The sequence below is a fragment of the Niallia oryzisoli genome, from assembly GCF_043641075.1.
Lineage (GTDB): Bacteria > Bacillota > Bacilli > Bacillales > Cytobacillaceae > Bacillus_BD > Bacillus_BD oryzisoli_A.
On sequence record NZ_JBHZRC010000009.1, the window covers coordinates 179,207 to 197,845 of the forward strand.

18 protein-coding genes are annotated in these 18,639 nt (G+C 35.2%); 3 read left to right on the forward strand and 15 right to left on the reverse strand.

Features of this window, described 5'->3' with window-relative positions:
- Positions 1–54: 54 nt before the first annotated feature.
- The 11 genes from ACHUFV_RS21095 to ACHUFV_RS21145 all read right to left on the reverse strand — a co-directional run bounded on the left by ACHUFV_RS21095 (position 55) and on the right by ACHUFV_RS21145 (position 9,280).
- On the reverse strand, positions 55–726 hold the full coding sequence (locus ACHUFV_RS21095) for a methyltransferase family protein (RefSeq protein ID WP_394237587.1): 672 nt from the start codon (positions 724–726) through the stop codon (positions 55–57).
- A gap of 227 nt (positions 727–953) precedes the next feature.
- Positions 954–1,649: a Crp/Fnr family transcriptional regulator gene (locus ACHUFV_RS21100; RefSeq protein ID WP_394237588.1), complete on the reverse strand. Its 696-nt coding sequence runs from the start codon at positions 1,647–1,649 to the stop codon at positions 954–956.
- A gap of 234 nt (positions 1,650–1,883) precedes the next feature.
- The gene (locus tag ACHUFV_RS21105; protein WP_394237590.1) at positions 1,884–2,273 is read right to left on the reverse strand and encodes a cupredoxin domain-containing protein; all 390 of its coding nucleotides are present in this window, start codon (positions 2,271–2,273) and stop codon (positions 1,884–1,886) included.
- A 14-nt stretch (positions 2,274–2,287) separates the two neighbouring features.
- Entirely contained in the window at positions 2,288–4,387 is a 2,100-nt protein-coding gene (locus ACHUFV_RS21110) for a copper-translocating P-type ATPase (protein ID WP_394237591.1), read from the reverse strand.
- A 136-nt stretch (positions 4,388–4,523) separates the two neighbouring features.
- A complete protein-coding gene (locus tag ACHUFV_RS21115) occupies positions 4,524–5,345 on the reverse strand; it encodes a cytochrome c biogenesis CcdA family protein (RefSeq protein ID WP_394237593.1) in 822 nt (273 codons plus the stop codon).
- A gap of 14 nt (positions 5,346–5,359) precedes the next feature.
- A complete protein-coding gene (locus ACHUFV_RS21120) occupies positions 5,360–5,785 on the reverse strand; it encodes a cupredoxin domain-containing protein (protein WP_394237595.1) in 426 nt (141 codons plus the stop codon).
- Positions 5,786–5,902: 117 nt separating this feature from the next.
- Entirely contained in the window at positions 5,903–6,061 is a 159-nt protein-coding gene (locus ACHUFV_RS21125) for a hypothetical protein (protein ID WP_394237597.1), read from the reverse strand.
- A gap of 110 nt (positions 6,062–6,171) precedes the next feature.
- Positions 6,172–6,990, reverse strand: coding sequence for a prolipoprotein diacylglyceryl transferase (gene lgt, locus ACHUFV_RS21130; RefSeq protein WP_394237599.1), 819 nt, complete (start codon positions 6,988–6,990; stop codon positions 6,172–6,174).
- A gap of 661 nt (positions 6,991–7,651) precedes the next feature.
- Positions 7,652–7,852, reverse strand: coding sequence for a putative motility protein (locus tag ACHUFV_RS21135; RefSeq protein ID WP_394237601.1), 201 nt, complete (start codon positions 7,850–7,852; stop codon positions 7,652–7,654).
- A gap of 76 nt (positions 7,853–7,928) precedes the next feature.
- Positions 7,929–8,705 carry a TPM domain-containing protein gene (locus ACHUFV_RS21140; protein ID WP_394237603.1) on the reverse strand — a complete coding sequence of 259 codons (777 nt, stop codon included), beginning with the start codon at positions 8,703–8,705 and terminating at the stop codon, positions 7,929–7,931.
- The gene (locus tag ACHUFV_RS21145) at positions 8,705–9,280 is read right to left on the reverse strand and encodes a LemA family protein (RefSeq protein ID WP_394237625.1); all 576 of its coding nucleotides are present in this window, start codon (positions 9,278–9,280) and stop codon (positions 8,705–8,707) included. Before ACHUFV_RS21145 ends, ACHUFV_RS21140 begins: the two co-directional genes overlap by 1 nt.
- Positions 9,281–10,024: 744 nt before the next feature.
- Between ACHUFV_RS21145 and cysK the strand changes: the two genes are divergently transcribed.
- The 3 genes from cysK to ACHUFV_RS21160 all read left to right on the forward strand — a co-directional run bounded on the left by cysK (position 10,025) and on the right by ACHUFV_RS21160 (position 13,471).
- Positions 10,025–10,969, forward strand: a complete 945-nt coding sequence (gene cysK, locus ACHUFV_RS21150; RefSeq protein ID WP_394237605.1) for a cysteine synthase A — start codon at positions 10,025–10,027, stop codon at positions 10,967–10,969.
- Positions 10,970–11,077: 108 nt separating this feature from the next.
- The gene (locus ACHUFV_RS21155; RefSeq protein WP_394237607.1) at positions 11,078–11,488 is read left to right on the forward strand and encodes a hypothetical protein; all 411 of its coding nucleotides are present in this window, start codon (positions 11,078–11,080) and stop codon (positions 11,486–11,488) included.
- 1,083 nt (positions 11,489–12,571) lie between these two features.
- On the forward strand, positions 12,572–13,471 hold the full coding sequence (locus ACHUFV_RS21160; RefSeq protein ID WP_394237609.1) for a plastocyanin/azurin family copper-binding protein: 900 nt from the start codon (positions 12,572–12,574) through the stop codon (positions 13,469–13,471).
- A 37-nt stretch (positions 13,472–13,508) separates the two neighbouring features.
- Here the strand turns inward: ACHUFV_RS21160 and ACHUFV_RS21165 are convergent, their stop codons facing one another.
- The 4 genes from ACHUFV_RS21165 to fdnG form a co-directional block, all read right to left on the reverse strand.
- A complete protein-coding gene (locus tag ACHUFV_RS21165) occupies positions 13,509–14,261 on the reverse strand; it encodes a formate dehydrogenase accessory protein FdhE (RefSeq protein ID WP_463516476.1) in 753 nt (250 codons plus the stop codon).
- 217 nt (positions 14,262–14,478) lie between these two features.
- Entirely contained in the window at positions 14,479–15,162 is a 684-nt protein-coding gene (locus tag ACHUFV_RS21170) for a formate dehydrogenase subunit gamma (protein WP_394237612.1), read from the reverse strand.
- The gene (locus ACHUFV_RS21175; protein ID WP_394237614.1) at positions 15,155–15,976 is read right to left on the reverse strand and encodes a 4Fe-4S dicluster domain-containing protein; all 822 of its coding nucleotides are present in this window, start codon (positions 15,974–15,976) and stop codon (positions 15,155–15,157) included. Before ACHUFV_RS21175 ends, ACHUFV_RS21170 begins: the two co-directional genes overlap by 8 nt.
- 3 nt (positions 15,977–15,979) lie before the next feature.
- A partial coding sequence (gene fdnG, locus ACHUFV_RS21180; RefSeq protein ID WP_394237616.1) for a formate dehydrogenase-N subunit alpha occupies positions 15,980–18,639 on the reverse strand: 2,660 nt, incomplete at its 5' end.

An 18,639-nucleotide genomic window follows, 5' to 3' on the forward strand; every position in this document is an offset into this window, starting at 1 on the left:
TAAATTTTCGCGAAAATTTCAAAAATACTTAATCAATAACGATTATTTAATCATTCAATTTTCCATGTGATTATAACTGCTTTTTTTCTTATTACCCCCAAAATGAATCTTTGGAAAAAATCTGGGCACATCCTTCATATATGATATGTACTCATCTCCAAACAAATTAAGCATTACTTTCTCTTCTTTTTTTGCCAGCCAATTATACATAACCATTAAAATAGGGGCCATTATTAAGGTAATGAATGTAGGCCATTGAACAAGAAAACCTATAATCATAAGCATAAATCCACTATACTGAGGATGACGTACAAATCGATAAATACCCTTCGTTATTAAACGACCAGTACCAGCATGAATTCCTCTCCAACCGACTGCAATAATAATTAGACCGCTGAATATTAATACATTACTTAAAGGATGTAATATATTAAATAAAACTGGTGAACCCCCTGCTAGTGCTACCCATAAATGTCCGTTCGCGTGAGTAAATGGATCAAGTACTGGATAGTTTTGACCTAAAATAGAAGTCAGAATATAAATGGTTAAAGGGAAACCGAACATTTCAGTAAACAATGCTACCATAAATGCTGTAAATGCCCCTAAAGTTCTCCAATCCCTTTTTGTAGTTGGTTTAAAGGCTGAGTATACAAACAACCCAAAAAACAAGATGTTAAAAATAACTGCAGGCCATAATCCATAGGCTGTTTGATTTACACCGTGCATAAAAATCCCTCCTAATTCATTCTTTACCCTCTCACTTTAATAAAAATATATCGAGAAATGATGGATTTAAGCGATCCTGTTAAAAGAAAATGTTGCTATCACATGAATTATGAATTATTAATATTAATCATATCTTATTAATATTAATAAAAAGAAAGTGATTCACTGGGTCCCCCCTATGTATCACTTTCTTTTTGTCCAATCTTATTTCAAAAAATGATTAAATACTACGAGAAAATCTCTTCGTCTAATAGATCAGGGTCAAAAGTTATATCATGATCAGAATCTATTTCAATACATTGTTCCTTTTTAAGTTTGGTAAGCGTACGGCTAACCGTTTCTCTCGTTGTTCCTATCATATTTGCAAGATCCCGGTTTGTAAATTCTCCTTTAAGAAGAATACGTCCATCTTTAAGTACTTGCCCGTGTTCTTTTCCCAGTCTAATAAGTAACTTAATGATTTTTTGATATGTATTATTAAGAATTTGTGATTCTAAACGCTCTTGTAAATCAACAATTTTTTCCCCTAATACCCTAAAGACTTTTATACATAGCTCAGGATTCTCAATTAACACTTCTTCAAATTGCACTATAGGAACAACAACAAGCATTGCATCCTCTAGTACCTCTGAAAAGGCTGGATACCCTCCTTTTCTAAAAAATCCTACATGTGGAAACATATCTCCTTTTTTTAATACGGAAACAATTTGTTCCTTTCCGTTCATATCAGTTTTATATATTTTTACTTTCCCTTCGTAAATGAAATACACATTCCTAATTGGTTCATCCTGTAAAAAAACATGGCTTCCCTTTTTCCCTTCTCTTGAAATAGAGATATCAACAATTTTATCTATCTCATAATCATTCAGATCATAGAATAACGAGAACCCGGACAATACATTTTTGATCTGCTCTTTAATCAAATATTCACCTCATTTATTATTTTCTTCTATATATAACAAGTATAACTCTTAAACATAAATACAATCTTTAAAGTTACGTGAAAGTCTTCACTTTATCTTTTTTTGGAGTTACTCCTTTTTAATTTTCTTAAGAAACTTAAAAACATTTGGCTAAGATTTATAATAATATCTAGATAATAAATCTTAGCCCTTAATCGATAGTAAACTATATATCTTGATACGTCACTTGGGTCATTATTTCTTTTCCTCTCTGGCAATGATTGTTCCTCTATACATTCCCATTTGACAAGTAAAATCATAGGTTCCAGCCTGTACTGGCGGAAGTTCGATGGTTACCTTTTGTCCAACAGGCAAAGTAGTACTTTTTTGAAAATCAGGAAAAATGACCATTTCTGAACATGCAACGGTTTCTTCTCTCATAAACTCAAATCGAATTGGTTTCCCAGTTTGTACGATTATTCGAGCAGGATGATAACCATTTTTAACTTGAATAGTCGTTTCTTGATAACCAGATTTGCCTATTTCAGCGAAGCTTCCTCCTTTTTTTGGTCCCCAGAAAAACCAAGCAATTACACCAATTAACAGTAACCCCCCCACCGAAACGATCCAATTTGAAACATCCATTTTTATCAACTCCATTAAAATGTTTTAAGCTTTAGACCCTTTAATCGGTTCGCATTTAAAATGACAGTCACGGAGCTAAAAGCCATAGCCGCTGCTGCAAGCAAAGGTGATAACAATATACCTGTAAATGGATATAGGACACCTAGAGCAATGGGGATTCCGACTGTATTATAAATAAAAGCTCCAAACAAGTTTTCATAAACATTTTTCATAGTTGCCCGGCTAATCTTAATGGCACTCACAACCCCTTGTAGGCTTCCTGAAATTAAAGTAATATCACTCGCCTCAATAGCTACATCCGTTCCAGTTCCAATAGCAATACCTATATCTGCTTGTGTTAAGGCAGGGGCATCGTTAATTCCATCTCCAACCATTGCAACTTTTTTGCCTTCTGCCTGTAGCTTACGTACATTTTCCGCCTTATCTTGAGGAAGTACATCAGCCAACACTCTTTTAATTCCTACTTGCTTAGCAATGGCTTCGGCTGTACGTATATTGTCACCCGTAATCATAACCACTTCTAGCCCCATTTTTTGCAATTCCTGTATGACAGATTGTGAGTCTTCCTTTACAGTATCAGCTACTGCTATGACCCCTGCTGCCTCTCCGTCAATAGCCAAAAACATAGGTGTTTTTCCTTCATCTGCCATAGCTGTTGCATATTTATTAAATCCCTCAAGTTGTAGGCCTTCTTTTTTCATTAACTTTAAATTACCAAAAAATATTCTTTTTCCCTCAATAACTCCTTCTACACCATGCCCAGGTACAGCATTAAATCCGTTAACTTTAACTAGTGCAACATTCTTTTTATCCGCGTCACTTAGTATCGCTGTTGCAAGGGGATGTTCTGATCCTTGCTCAATGGAAGCACTAAATTTAAGTAAATCCTCTTCATTATATTTTCCTAATGATACGATATCTGTTAAGGATGGTTTTCCCTCCGTAATTGTACCTGTTTTATCTAATACAATTGTATTTAACTTTTGGGCAATCTGTAAGGCTTCCCCTGAGCGAATTAAAATACCGTTTTCGGCTCCCTTTCCAACACCTGTTGTTAATGACATCGGAGTTGCCATTCCTAGTGCACATGGACACGCTATAATTAAAGTCGTCACGGCAACTATTAACGCATATACCCAGCCTGGCTGCGGCCCGAAGTTATACCAAACGATGAATCCTACTATCGCAGCAATGATTACCCCAGGAGTGAAGTAAGCCGATACTCTATCAACCACCTTTTGAACAGGAATACGAGAGCCCTGTGCTTGTTTCACCATTTCTACAATATTGGCTAGGGCTGAATCTTTTTGTTCCTTTGTTACTTCAAAAGTAAAACTACCTGTTTTATTTAACGTTCCACCAAATACCTCATTCCCAGGAGTTTTTTCAACCGGCATGGATTCACCTGTTAACATCGATTCATCAACAGCAGAATTTCCCTCTATAATGATCCCGTCAATCGCAATTTTTTCTCCTGGTCGGACAACTACCTTATCCCCAATCATCACCTCTTCAATCAGTACTTTTACTTCTTTCCCTTCTCGGATTACATTTGCAGTTTTGGGCTGAAGTCCAACCAATTTCTTGATAGCTTCTGAGGAACGGCCTTTTGCTTTTACCTCCATCGCCATACCGAGAATAACTAACGCTGTAACAACTGTGGTAACATCATAATAAACCTCAGCCATTTCTGCTTTTGGAAAAATCTCTGGCCAAAATAAGGCAACAAGGGAATAGAGCCAAGCCGCACTTACACCGGTTGCAATTAACGTGTGCATATTAGCTGAACGTTGTTTTAATCCTTCCCACATTCCGATAAAAAATTGCCTTCCGCTTACAATCATGACAAGGAGAGCAAAAAAGCCCATGATTAATCTGGCCCACCATAATTCCTCGCTTCCCATTTGAAGCCAATCACGTATACCCGGAATAAAATTCGGATACGATACAACAATAATAGGAACCGAAATAGCTGCTGCAAACCACCATTTTTTCATTAAAGAACGGTATTCACTTTCTTCTGCGAACTCTTCTTGCTGATGGATATGATTCTCATGATGGTTTACACCCTTTTTTTGATGGTCATGGATATGACTATTTTTTTGAGTTTCCATTTTGCCTTCTCCTTTCTTCTTATTTCGTTTCTATAGTTTGATTTTAACAAGCCTTACTTAACCTTAGCTGAAATGAACCTAAGAATTACTTAAGAATTATATTTCAAGATGCTTCCATTCATTCAATACACTTACTTTATGATATAAAAATTGCAAATAAACCCATTAGTATTGTGATGATTCCTATCATTAATCTTAGTTTGCTTCTCATTAAAATAAAATCTTGGCTTATTCTCTGTAACAGTTTTTTATTCGAAAGGATAAATGCAAATATGACAACAGGTAAAATAAAACCAAGATTATATACAAATAACAACGGATATTTAACTAAAAATTGTTTAGATTGAATGATTATTAAAATAGCCATATAGATTGCTCCTCCACATGGTACACTACAGAGTCCAATGACAATTCCACTAAAAAAACTTGCTAGTTTTGAAGTAGGTCTACTAAACCTTTTATAGATTGGATGTAAAAAGGCGGGCATTTTAATAATGGCTTTTGACTGTTTAAAAATTGAATCGCGTACCATTAAAACTCCGAGAATAACAACAACAAATCCCGAAACTTGAGCTAGTATTTTTGTTTGGATTGATGATAATTGAAATAATTCGAGTATTCCTAATCCTAAAAGAATATAGATAAAGAAAATACCAAATGCATAAAAAAAGGCATAGCTTAGAATATTTTTTCGTTGCCTTCTAATGTCCACACCATTATCAATTTCTGATCCAAAACGATTAAGTAAAAATCCTGTCCATAACAATAATGTACTAAATGCACAAGGATTGAATCCGTCCAAAATTCCGGCCAATAACATTAATCCAATCAGTAGAACTATGCTTGTTGTAGCAGCAATATTTGCTGCCATTGTATTCTGGTTAAATAAAAACGCAAAGAAAAATAAAATAAAGAATATAAATAAACCTATAATTGTATTTTTTAATGGTATTTTCATATATTCTTCCTCTACTAAGTTATAATTAGCTTTCCTTGCATAGTCGGATTCTCGCGTCCACCACAGCATATATCACAATAAAATTCATACTCTCCAGGTTTATCGACTTTCAAAGTAATCGTTTTAGTAGATTCAGGAGATAGTTTATAATCAAAATCTAGTTCATCGTTTGCAAATTGATGCCACCCACCCCCATCAGAATGAGCTGAATTGTCAGGATTTATTAATTGAATGGTTATCTCCTCTCCAGCTTTAGCCTGAATAGTGGTTGGAGAAAAACCAGCCATAGAAACTTCTACACGTGTGCTCTTTCCATCCTCTTTATTGCCAAAACTTTCAACAACATTTAAAACTATAGGAATCATTGCTGCGATCACAATTAGTACTAGTACAAACTCTAACAAATAATTCTTAACTGTTTTATTTTTTGCTTTCTTCATCTTTAATCCTCACTATTGATATTTTTTATGGTTTTAAAAAAATCGTCTAGAATCATATTCCAGACGATTTTTAAAATGACATTCCCACTAAATATTAATGTGCTTTTTTCGCTATTTTTAATGACAATGATGCTGGTGGTCATGATGCTCATTCCCTTTTTTACAGCAATGTTCATCGCCATGCTTGGCATGTTGATGCTCAGTTTTTTCTTTATGTTTATGTTTTTCCTTTTCACCACAACAGTGTTTCTCAATAGTGACTTTTTCTTCAGACATAAAAACTCCTCCTATCAATTTTCTATAAAATAATTTTAAATGTTCTTCCTTAATAGTAGCTGAAATGAATCTGAAAATAACTTAAGAATTTTAATCTTTGATTTACATTTCTAGCCTTGAACAAAATAATAGACTACTAATGATACAGCTATCATTACCAATATAAATAAGGCAGTTTTTATATAATCACTTATCTTAATCACCTTTCCATTATGGATCGGATCGCTTTTCTTTCGATATTGTATTAATATTATCCCGAAAATAATCCCTATTAAACTCATAACATGGCTAACACTAAACGGACCAAAAACCATTGGGTTTAGTCTTGTAAATTCTACAATACCGCGAATGACCATAAATCCAATGAGATAGTGAATAAAAACTTGACCTGAATAGGAAGGTTTTTTCAGGCGCAACCAGAGATATCCAAATAATAAATAATCTAATATAAATTCATACGCTTGTGCAGGATGAAGATACTCCCCATTGACCTCAATTCCCCACGGTAAAGCACTTGATATCGGCCCTCCGAATACATCGCAACCAATCCTGCTAATTCCTTGAGCTATAATCAAAGCTGGAGCTACTATGTCCAATGTTTTCCAAAATGGCAACTTATGTCGTTTTAACAACCAATAACCAACTAATAATCCTCCTAAAATTCCACCGTGAATAGAAAGTCCACCCTCATGTATAGAAAATATTTTTAATGGGTTAGAGAAATAATAAGAAGGGTTATAAACTAATATATAAATAATCCGTGCTCCAACAATTCCACCTATTAATGAATAAATAGCTATATCCATTAATACTTTATGGTCAAGCCCTTGTCGTTTAGCTTCTCTAGTAAAAATGTAAAGGCCTACTAATGAACCAATAGCAATCATTAAGCCAAAAAAGTAAAATGTTAGTGGACCAATACTAAACATAGGTATCATCTATATTTCCTCATTTCCTTTGTATTCTCTCTTAGATTCTCTAAAAATAAAGTAACCATTGTATTCATAATCACTCCTAACTTTTTCTCTATCATAAAAGTTAAAAATGAATTTTTTATCGAGAAAATGTGTATAAATTTCAACTTTCCTAATCACTCTATCTATAAATTATTAAGATGATATAAAAAACGTTTAAAATAGACGCTTCAAGAATTTTCAAATTTTGATTCATTTATACAAAATCATTCCAAGGCTTTCTAAAGTTTCGGTGTTATTTTCCATAATTGAAACATATTCTTCACCATTCTTGATATCTTTCTCATTTAATGCTTAAAAATTGTGGAAAGGTAGCATTTCTGCACCAAGTTCTCGTTAGAACACCTCTGATACCCGCTTTTTTACATTTTATTCAAACAGAATATAATTAATTTTTTTCATAATTCCGCCTAGTAAATAGTAATTATTACGATTTAAAAATATTAACAACATTGACAAACTAAAATATAACGGATAAATATGCAAAAAGTATTGAGACACAAAAACTTAATAAATAGCAAGATGTCCCTTGAGATGATAATCAGTACGTATGGTATCTTTATTTGAAGGATACTATGCTTAAATAGAAAAAGAACCCGTTTAACCGAGTTCTCTACTATACTTTTAAATTAATGTTAACTCCAAGGTATGGCTGTGCGGCAAGTTCTAAAGATTTTTTATTCTCCTCTCCCGTTATCTTATTATTAAACTCGCCATCTTCCTCTACTTGATCCCTAGATTTTCTTATAGCAAAGTTAGAAGCTTTTTGCTGGATCTGACCTTGGCACTTTTCCATTGACATACCTGACATTTCCATAAATCGGCACCCTTTCTTTCCTTACAAACAATATAATATAATTATTTTTATAAAGAGTTGTTCATTATACCAATTTTCACCAGCCCCTGCTTGCTCCACCACCTCCTGAGGAACCACCTCCACCACCTCTAGGGCCGTCACCACCGCCTCTGCCTCCTCGGGACAAAATGGAGAGAAGAATATGAGTAAGTACTCCTCCAAAATACTTAAAGTCTAAATATAATACTATTACAACGATAATCACCAATAACCATGAAGGAATCCCAATTCCCTCATTTTCTGTAGATTGTTGAATAGGTTGCTTAACCTGTTGTTGTCCTTCTTCAACACCATATTCATCTAGTACTTCATTCGCTAATACCTTATATGTTTCAATTATTGCACGATTCGGCTCATCATTTTGCAAGTATGGAATCGTAATATCATCAAGAATTCTTCCAACCTTTCCATCAGGAAGTCGCCCTTCTAAACCGTAACCCACTTCAATTCTTAAGGGTCTCTCATCCTTACCAGGTGAAGGATTCATCCCAAGAATCATTAATACTCCGTTATCTTCTTCTTTACTTCCGATTCTATATTGACGAAACGCTTCATTGGCAAGATCCTCAATAGTTTTTTCGCCGATTGTATCAACAATTAAGACAACAATTTGTGCAGTTGTCTGATCCTCAATACTTCTTCCAATGCTACTGATTTCCACCTTTTCCTTCTCGGTTAAGACACCAGCAAAATCCTGTACATAAATATCTCCGACTGGAGCTGGAATTGAAGGATCCTCAGCAAATGATTTCCCTACAAAAAGGAAAAAGGTGAAAAACATCACAAAAATGCTGAAAATCCGTTTACTTTTCATTATTCATTTCCTCCAAAGTCAACTTCGGGTGCTTGCTGTGCACTTGGATCTGCTCCAAAATACTCCTTTTCATCAAATCCTGTAATATTTGCCACAATCATTCCAGGAAAGTTTTTTACTTTTTTGTTATATTCAGCAACCTGATCGTTATAATCTTTTCGAGCTACAGAAATTCTGTTTTCTGTCCCTGATAGTTCATCCATTAATTGTATGAACTGCTGGTCTGCTTTTAAATCGGGATAATTTTCTACCACAACAAGCAATCGGCTTAAAGCACTAGTTATTTCTGTGTTAGCAGTTGCTTCTTCTTCCGGTGATTTAGCCCCAGCTAGCCTTGCACGTGCATCTGAAATTTCTGTTAGCACGTCCTCTTCATGAGCAGCATACCCTTTTACCGTATTGACAAGGTTTGGGATTAAATCAAGCCTTCTCTGTAATTGATTCTCAATTTGAGCATACGATTGGTCCACATTTTCTTCTAAATTCACAAAACCGTTATAGCTTGGAACTAACATAACGCCTATCATAATGATTACCAATGCTATTATTCCGATTCCCAAGTAACTTTTTTTCATAACTTCCATCAATTCCTCCTTGGCAGTAAAAAAAGTAATTATTGCTATTTAAGGCTTTTACTAATTCTCACACTCTAAACTTAATCAATAAATTTGCAAAAAGTATTGAGAAACATAAACTTATCTAAAAAATTTTTTCAAAGAAAAAATTACTCCCATGCATTTTCCAATAATTTTCTAACTATATTTTACCTTGGTACTAATAAAAACTGCCTATGATAACCATTATGGCTGCAATCAATATTGATGAAGTGCACACCATATTGATTGCCAAATTCATCAGAAAGCTTATCTCTTATTAACCAAACCTGGATTATTAACTAACCCCCAAAGGTTTTTTCCAAAATTTTGTTTATGGCAAACAATATAATCATCTCCTAATCAGAATGTTACTTTCTTTAATCTCATTCTAAGCAAGTATGCTGAGACCAAGATTAATTCTTCATGAGAATTACCTAAGATTCCTAGTTAACTTGTAAATTTGAACAATTTGTGAATTCATAATTTCTCCATATTCATTATTTAAACTAATAACTGAGTTACTAATAACTTTTGAAAATAGAAAGGAGAAAATGAAATGGGTTGTTGTGGTGGTGGACATTCATCTAATAAACATAATCATTCAGAAAATGTTTCCTCAAAGAATACTTTTTTTCCTTGGTTAATAGGCATTATTGGCATTGTTGGGCTTATCTACCTGTTTAATTTATAAATAGAAGCATAAAAAAGGAGTGAATATTATTCATGTCAACAATACTAAATCGTCCAAAAATTGCTCATAATATTACTGAATTAATAGGCAATACCCCTCTTGTCCGTCTTAACAGGATTAGTAATGAAGCAGAAACTGAAGTTTTAGCAAAAGTAGAATATTTTAATCCACTAGGAAGCGTTAAAGACCGTATTGGGCTTGCCATGATTGAAAGCGCTGAAGCACAAGGTATAATAAACAAAGAAACCGTTATTATTGAACCTACGAGTGGTAATACAGGAATTGCTCTTGCATATATTTCTGCTGTAAAAGGTTATCGCTGTATTCTTGTTATGCCCGATACAATGAGCATAGAACGCCGCAAATTATTGAAGGCATTTGGGGCAGAGCTCGTCCTTACTGAAGGTGCGAAAGGTATGAAAGGCGCTATTGAAAAAGCATATGAAATAGCTGATGAATTAGAAAATTACTTTATTCCTCAGCAATTTAGTAATCCTGCAAACCCCGAGGTTCATAGGAAAACGACAGCAGAGGAAATTTGGAATGATACAGAAGGTGGAGTAGACATTGTAGTCAGTGGTATCGGCACCGGTGGTACCATTACCGGAATATCAGAAGTGCTAAAAAATCGAAAACCTACTGTTCTTTCTATTGCTGTTGAACCTGAAGCTTCACCTGTTTTGTCTGAAGGAAAATCGGGCTCTCATAAAATCCAAGGCATTGGAGCTGGATTTGTACCTGAAGTCTTAAATACCGACATCTATGATGAAATTATCAAAATTACAAATGAAGAAGCGTTTGAAGCATCAAGGAGAGTAGCAAAAGAAGAAGGTATATTGGTTGGAATTTCTTCTGGTGCTGCCATTGCTGCAGCTTCACAAGTGGCAGCACGCCCTGAAAATACAGGAAAAACAATTGTCGTGATACTTCCAGATACAGGCGAAAGATACTTGTCTACCGCTCTATTCCAAGATTAATTTTTTACATAGAGAAAGAAGAGGCTATACTCGCTTACTTTAACGCGAGTAGCCCTCTTCTTTTTCTATACTAAACATCCTTTATTAATAAATTGTCGGAGGTTTTATATGACCCAAAATACCAATCACTCTAAACCTAAAAAAGAAAAAACATTTTTGAAAGCAGTTAGTTCCGTACTATTTGCTATAATAGCCTCTTCTCATCACTGGTTGCATACACTTCTAATTGCACTAGGATTGACTACATTAGGAACAAGTCTATTGGCATTACCCCCATCCATTAGATTAGTATTTTTACTAGTTTCTTTAGCTCTGTCATTATGGTTTATCAGAGTAGCTAAGCGCAAATGGTCGAAAGACCGTCCTGCAGCCTGGGTTTATCTTATTTCTTCTATTATATCCATTATTCTTGTCTTTACAGCCATACCAGATACCATAACAGGTTTAAACCAACCAGTGAAACAGCAGCAAAATCAACAGCAGGAACAAAATCAAGATCACCAACAGCATCACAACTAATTATAATCGTAGCTAATTTAAAAGGGCTGTTTCAAATTAGAAGAAATCATTTCTAATTGAGATAACCCTTTTCCTTTTATACATTAACTTATTCCAAAGTCAGTCATATTTAGGTTAGATAATGAACGAATGTGAACATCATGATAATCACATAACCGGTGCTCATAAAAAAATAACCAAAACCCCTCATGTCTTCTTTTTTGCATTTTGCAATATTCTTTATAAGTAATTTCTTTACCACGTTATACAATGAACTTTTCCGTATCTCTTCACTGACTTGATAAGCCTCTTGCTCAATAAAATGATTAGAATCACACACAATATCACCTCACCTTTGTTATATATAGTTAATTACGTTACTTTTTCCCCTGTGTCTGGTGCAAGTGTAGAGTTCTGACTACTATTCGAATCTGGACTAATACTTAGTCCTTTTTCTTATTCTTTTATCTCCTTTAACAATACCTCTAGTGGTGGCGCGTACTCTACTGGTAAGTTAGTGAGATTTGTTCCATTTTCTGCGACAGCTATTTCAGTATTATATGATGAAAAACCAGATGTTCTCCTCCTAGATACATTCGAATATCGTCTGGCCATACATTGGTCATTGAAGTAAAAAGAACATGTGGTATTAAAATAGATGTAGTGTTCTCTTGATCTATCACAGTTCTAAGCTGTGGTGTCTCTCTAGAAATCAGATAGAGAAACATATTTGAAGACCTCTTTTCACTCGTTTTATTAAAAAGCCTAGACGAGAATTGAAGCTTAAAATCTATAAAGTTAACAATGAAAACTATACCAAATATTAAAATAAAGATGTTAATGGTATTTAGTCGTATAAAGAATATAAACTTTCCATTCTTTTCTCTCATATTTTTACACCTCTTAAACTTTTATATCTAGTATTTTAGGAGTAAATATAATACTACTAATTATTTAATTAATATTATTAGTATTAAATGTGAATATTCTTTCTTAACACTTATTTGGCATGTACTTTCGCTAAAATTCATATGATATAGCAATCAGGGAGGTGTTTAATAGATGAATTTATTCCATTACTTTGTAGCGTCAACCCTTTTTCTCGTGTTTGTTATTGCTTCTATTATGTCTTATAACTATAAAAGCAGGTTAAAAGTTATGTCAGGTATGATACTCTCAATGTCAATTGGAACAAGTGTAGGATTAACTGTTGGAATCTTATTAGGTTCACTTTATCAAGGTAATCTTTTTTATTCAACGCTATACTCTATTTTGGGAGGTATTCTTGCTGGAACCATTTGTGGGTTAATTTTTGGAGTTATTCCTTCCCTTGAAGGCTTCATGGGTGGGCTTATGGGTGGTATGATGGGAGCTATGCTTGGAGAAATGATTCCTAATAGTCAATCTATAATTATGATTAATCTCTTTCTAACTTTGTCTGTAAGTACCTTGTTCTTATTTCCAATCTTATTAGAACCCTCTGAAAACAGAGTGGGAATTCATAACAAAAAATGGTTTCTCAAGCCATTCTTTGTCTTTTTTTTCTTATTAGTATACTTATTTTCAGGAAATCAATTAAACAATTTTGTGACCTTATCAAAATCAAGTTCACCTAATCAAGAAAGTCATCATTTGAACCATAATGAAGAATTATTTCGCAAGGAAAATCAACAACTTAAATTAACTATAAATGTTCAACCCTCACAGTTTTCATATAATCCTAGAAAAGTTTTTGTAAAGAAAGGTCAGAATGTGTCTCTCATCTTAAAAAATGAGGATTCAATTGACCATGACATTGAAATTAAAAACAGCCCATTTGATGTAAATGGGACAGGAAACCATCAGGACCATATAAATAAAAAGGGCGAGTTCCATTTGCATGCACCTGCAGGAAAACAAGCAAAAATAACCTTCACCCCTCTGAAACAAGGAACATATGAATTTTTTTGCACGATTCCAGGTCATATGGAAAAGGGTATGGTAGGATTTTTAATCATTACTTAAATAATTTAGTGAAAAAATCGAATGCTTAGCAACCAAATTAAATGTAATGAAATTTTGGCTCTCCATATCCATTTTCTTGGGCAATGTAGTCTAAGTGAATAGAATGCAAATCTAATAGATTAGGAGAAGGAACATTAACTAATTTTCTCATATCAATTACTTTTGTATATCCTTTACATGATTTACATGCATAAATGTCTGAAGTTTCACCATCGTTTATTCTTAATATCACGACTTGTCCTTGTTCTTCAGTTCCGCAATGTGCACAGCTGATTTTCTTTTCCTCCCATGCATAATGACACCGCGGACAAGTGACTTCTTTTTTTCCCTTTTGGTTTATAATAGCTAGTCTAGATGGTTCTCCACATATGGGACAACCACCTATATGCCCACTTACAGTAAACTTTTCACTTAGCTCCGAGGCGGCCTTTTGTATATATGGACGGGCAGCATGTTCTGCCGTAAATAAAACTAACCATTCAGGAAGATTGTTCTCTTCAGAAAATTTAGTGAAATAATAGGAATTAACAATAATAGCTTCTTTAAACCATTTTTCCGCCATTGCGTCGTCCAGTAATGCCTCAATCTTTGTTATTGTTTCTTTTAATTCAGGTTTTTTTTCTTTTATCAGTGTAGAAAGCTCATGAACAAATGAACGGTAATCCTTTACATTTATTTGTATATTAAGTTGTGGAAGAATCGGATAGTACTTCATATCTATTCTTTCCTTTATTACAATTTTTTGTTCAGTCAGGGTATGCATCCATTTTTCATATAGTTCAGCAATCATTTCTTGAAGCTGAATATACTCAGGGCTTAAAACACTTGTCGTCATCCTAGTCACCTCACTAATAGTATTCAAAATAAAAAAGGCAGATTCATCAACTTGACTCCTACAAAAAATTCCTATTTAGTTCTATCAGTATTTTAAATGATATTAGATATTCTGAATTGTAAGGGACTAACATTTTTAATTGTCAGCCCCTCTTCTTTTTTATCTTTCGTTTTTAAGCACCTTTATTACTTTGATGCTCATTTTCTTCTGCTTTTAATTGATCATACCAAAGGCCATGATGATGTTTAGCATAGGATTCAGGAACACTCCCGGTTGTCATCCCTTCGATCGAAGGACGTGAATTTGGATGTCCAATAGATAAGTAAATATGCCCCACAACAACCATAAGAGATAATCCAACTGCTATATTATGAATTGGATAGGACCAATTGATAATGTCTTGTGAAAAATATTGTGGAAACCACATCACGATACCTGAACTTACAAACATAAAGAAGGAAACAATCTGCATCGCAGAATTCAGCTTTTCTCCTCCATTAAAAAAATCCTGCTTAGGTACTTTTGCATTTCCAAAGAACAGTTCCTTTGGAAAATGCATAAGGAATATGATATCAGCTTTACGCCATGTTACCACTTGCTTAAGCCAATGAAAAAGGCTTTTCCGGTCAAAAATAAGCATATAAATGGGTGATAATATAAATATAACCGCTGCTATTCTATGAATAAGCCTTGCCATTGCAGGACCGCCAAATAGCACATAGAGCCAATCGAAAAACTCCGTATACATAGCAAGACCTGACAAATAAAGTACGAAGAAGGCTAAGGCGTAGGCCCAATGAAAAATGATAAAATGAACAGTAAAACGTTTGACTTTTTTTATCTGCCCATTACTCATGATGATCTTCACCTTCTTTTACTCTATTTTTCAGAGCAAGTGCTCCGTTTGTAATAATGGCACCTAGAACTCCAATAGTTGTTGCACCAACTGCTAACTTACCAAGTGGCTGTGCATAGTCTTTCCAGACAACTTGTGAAAGCTTTGCTTTTGGATTTTCTGGCAATCCGTATACGGAAGGCTTATCTGCTAATAAATACACGGTTACTGTACCATCAATACCTTGAGGGTTGTAAATATTTGCATTTGGATAACGCTCTTTCACGACCTTTAATCGTTCTTCTGCTTGACGTAACAGATCATTTTTTTCCCCATAGGTGATAGCATCTGTAGGGCAGGCTGTCACACACGCAGGCTCAAAACCATTTTCCAAGCGATTTGTACAAAGATGACATTTTTGCGCTTTCCGATATTCCCTTCCATTCTTATCCTTGTATGTGGCAAGCTGAATGACATCAAAATAACAGCCTTGTACACAATATCCGCAGCCGACACATTTATCAGCATCAATAACAACTGAGCCGAATTCGGTATGGCTAATCGCATCTTCCGGACAGGCCAATTCACATCCAGCTATCGTACAGTGAAAACAAGTGGAATGGCGGAATAACCAATCAAAATTGCCATTAGAGTTCTCATTTTCAGTAAAGGTCAGATTATTCCAGGTATAAGCTGTCACATTTTGATTGGATTGATAGGTTCCTCGAAACTCTTCAGGTTCTGCTGGAAGGTCATTCCAGTTTTTACACGCCACCATACATGCACGACAACCTGTACATTTCGTTACATCGACAAACTTAATATATTCAGCCATTGGTTAAGCCCTCCTTATATCAACAAGGAATGCTTTATATTCTGGCATCGTTGTATTTGCATCCCCGATATGTGGTGTTAACCGGTTTGCAATACCACCTGTGACAATTCCTTTATATCCAAAATGCCATGGCATTCCGATATGATGAAATTTCTTGCCTTGTACCTGATATGGTTTAAATCGCCTTGTAACAAGAGCAAAGGCTTCAATCTCTCCCCTTGCGGAGCTGACAATGACTTTATCGGCATTGTTGATACCTTTTTCCTTTGCAAGTTCTTCACTAATCTCAACAAACATATGCGGCATTAATTGTGATAACCATTCCTGATTACGAGTCATCGAGCCGGACTGCCAATGTTCAGTTAAACGATATGTTGTCGCGATAATTGGATATTTGGTTACATCCCCTTTTCTGTTCATTTCCTTCAGTCCAAACTTGGATGCTGGATTAAACTGAACCGATGAAAAGGCATTTGGAACTGGTTTATCGTATGGTTCATAGTGCTCAGGAAAAGGTCCTTCATTACGGACGGCAAATAATCCACCTTTTCCGGTTGGTAGCATTAAAAAGGCATCTAAACCACCTTCAGCAGATGGCGCTTTGCTTTTTGTAAAATCAGGGACATCATAACCAGTCCACTCACCTTTTATTTCATCCCAATAGATCACAACCTTATCTTGTGACCATGGTTTACCGCTTGGGTCCGTTGAGGCCCGATTATACAGAATCCGCCGGTTTGCAGGCCAGGCGAAAGACCAGTTTAAGAAATTACCCATTCCTTCATCTGTATTATCACGCTGTTTAGCTAGATTTTCATTTTCTGGATAGAAGCCGCAATATATCCAAATACCGCTGCATGTAGATCCATCATCCTTTAAATCACTAAAGCTCTTTATTTGTTTCTTTGTTATCATGTCATAACCGTTGATTTCACGGTTGACAAGATCAATATTAGGGTGTTCTCCTACTCCATAATCCCACGTCATCGCCTTTATTGGTTCATCAGCTGGATTCATACTATCCTTATACAGCTCTTTTAAGCGTAACGCTAAAAGATGTATGATTTCTAAATCAGCTTTTGAAGCACCTTTTGGTTTAATAGCCTGCCACCGATATTGAAGCCAGCGACCACTGTTTGTAACGGAACCTTCTTTCTCAAATGACGAACATGCTGGTAATAAAAACACTTCGGTGTCAATCGAATTCGGGTCTGATCCTGCTTCTTTTTGCCAAAAGGAAGACGTTTCTGTTTCCCAAAGATCGATAGCTACCAGCCATTTTAAATTACTAAGTACGTTTTGTTCTTGTCCCGAATTTGGTCCGCCAACAACTGGATTTTGCCCAAACATAAAGGCCCCTTCTATCTTTCCTTCGTACATGGCATCGAATACTCTCATATGTGAGTAATCTTTTTTCGGGGTAAGCTTCGGCAGATATTGATAAGCAAATTCATTATTTGTAGTTGCGTTATCACCATAATATGCTTTTAAAAAACTTGTATAAAATTTAGGTTTATTTGCCCAATAGCCTGTTTTAGGTGTGATTTTCTCAAGAAATCCTTGATAGGTTGCTTCTTCAGGGGTAGCAGTTGGCACCTCCATATAACCATTTACATTATCATAAAGTAATGCAAAATCTGTAGAACCCTGAACGTTCGATTCTCCTCGCATCGCGTTAACACCACCGCCAGGCATCCCAACATTTCCGAGAAGTAATTGTAACATGGCATAAATCCGGACATTTTGAGTACCTACCGTGTGTTGGGTAGTTCCCATTGCGTACATGATTGTTCCGCTCTTATCTTTTGCACCAGTAGCTGTATAAGTCTCTGCAATTTGTTTATAGACAGCCTTATCTGTACCTGTCACTCCCACAACTGTATCGATGTCATATCGAGAATAATGCTTCTTCATTAGTTGGAATACACATCGGGGATTTTGTAAGGTTGGATCTGTGAGGTACTTACCTTCCTCATCGGTCTTAAACTTCCACGTCTTAGTATCATAACTTCTTGTTTCTTCATCATAGCTGTTAAAAAGACCATCTTCGAAAGAATAGGCATCATCAACAATGAAGGATGCATTTGTATAGGCCACTACGTATTCATTTTGGTAAAGATTATTTTCAAAAACATAATTAATCAAGCCACCGATAAAAGCGATATCGGTACCGGATCGAAGCCGGCCATATATATCTGCTTGTTGAGAAGTTCTTGTATAACGCGGGTCTACTGAAATAATTTTTGCTCCTCTTTCTTTTGCTTTTAAAAGCCATCTAAAACTAATCGGATGATTTTCAGCAGGGTTCCCGCCAATGATTAGTGCACATTCCGTATGTTGAATATCATTCCAATGATTGGTCATTGCTCCACGGCCATAAGTAGGTGCCAGACCGGCAACCGTTGGACTGTGTCATATTCGGGCCTGGTTTTCAATATAGGTTAATCCCATTCCTCCGCGCATTAACTTACCTATTAAGTAAAGTTCCTCGTTATCTAAGGCGGCTCCTCCAAAACAAGCAATGGCTTCAGTCTTATTAACAGTTATTCCATTTTCAGTCACTTTAAAAGTTCGATCACGTGATTCCTTCATATTTTTTGCAATTTTTTCTATCGCCCAATCCCACTCGACATCTTCCCATTTATCACTTCCAGGAGCACGAT

Bases quoted from the DNA above. Each gene is read 5' to 3' on its own strand.
- ACHUFV_RS21095 (WP_394237587.1), bottom strand. From the start codon at position 726: ATGCACGGTGTAAATCAAACAGCCTATGGATTATGGCCTGCAGTTATT.
- ACHUFV_RS21105 (WP_394237590.1), bottom strand. From the start codon at position 2,273: ATGGATGTTTCAAATTGGATCGTTTCGGTGGGGGGGTTACTGTTAATT.
- ACHUFV_RS21110 (WP_394237591.1), bottom strand. From the start codon at position 4,387: ATGGAAACTCAAAAAAATAGTCATATCCATGACCATCAAAAAAAGGGT.
- ACHUFV_RS21115 (WP_394237593.1), bottom strand. From the start codon at position 5,345: ATGAAAATACCATTAAAAAATACAATTATAGGTTTATTTATATTCTTT.
- ACHUFV_RS21120 (WP_394237595.1), bottom strand. From the start codon at position 5,785: ATGAAGAAAGCAAAAAATAAAACAGTTAAGAATTATTTGTTAGAGTTT.
- ACHUFV_RS21125 (WP_394237597.1), bottom strand. From the start codon at position 6,061: ATGTCTGAAGAAAAAGTCACTATTGAGAAACACTGTTGTGGTGAAAAG.
- lgt (WP_394237599.1), bottom strand. From the start codon at position 6,990: ATGTTTAGTATTGGTCCACTAACATTTTACTTTTTTGGCTTAATGATT.
- ACHUFV_RS21135 (WP_394237601.1), bottom strand. From the start codon at position 7,852: ATGGAAATGTCAGGTATGTCAATGGAAAAGTGCCAAGGTCAGATCCAG.
- ACHUFV_RS21140 (WP_394237603.1), bottom strand. From the start codon at position 8,705: ATGAAAAGTAAACGGATTTTCAGCATTTTTGTGATGTTTTTCACCTTT.
- ACHUFV_RS21145 (WP_394237625.1), bottom strand. From the start codon at position 9,280: ATGAAAAAAAGTTACTTGGGAATCGGAATAATAGCATTGGTAATCATT.
- cysK (WP_394237605.1), top strand. From the start codon at position 10,025: ATGTCAACAATACTAAATCGTCCAAAAATTGCTCATAATATTACTGAA.
- ACHUFV_RS21155 (WP_394237607.1), top strand. From the start codon at position 11,078: ATGACCCAAAATACCAATCACTCTAAACCTAAAAAAGAAAAAACATTT.
- ACHUFV_RS21165 (WP_463516476.1), bottom strand. From the start codon at position 14,261: ATGATTGCTGAACTATATGAAAAATGGATGCATACCCTGACTGAACAA.
- ACHUFV_RS21170 (WP_394237612.1), bottom strand. From the start codon at position 15,162: ATGAGTAATGGGCAGATAAAAAAAGTCAAACGTTTTACTGTTCATTTT.
- ACHUFV_RS21175 (WP_394237614.1), bottom strand. From the start codon at position 15,976: ATGGCTGAATATATTAAGTTTGTCGATGTAACGAAATGTACAGGTTGT.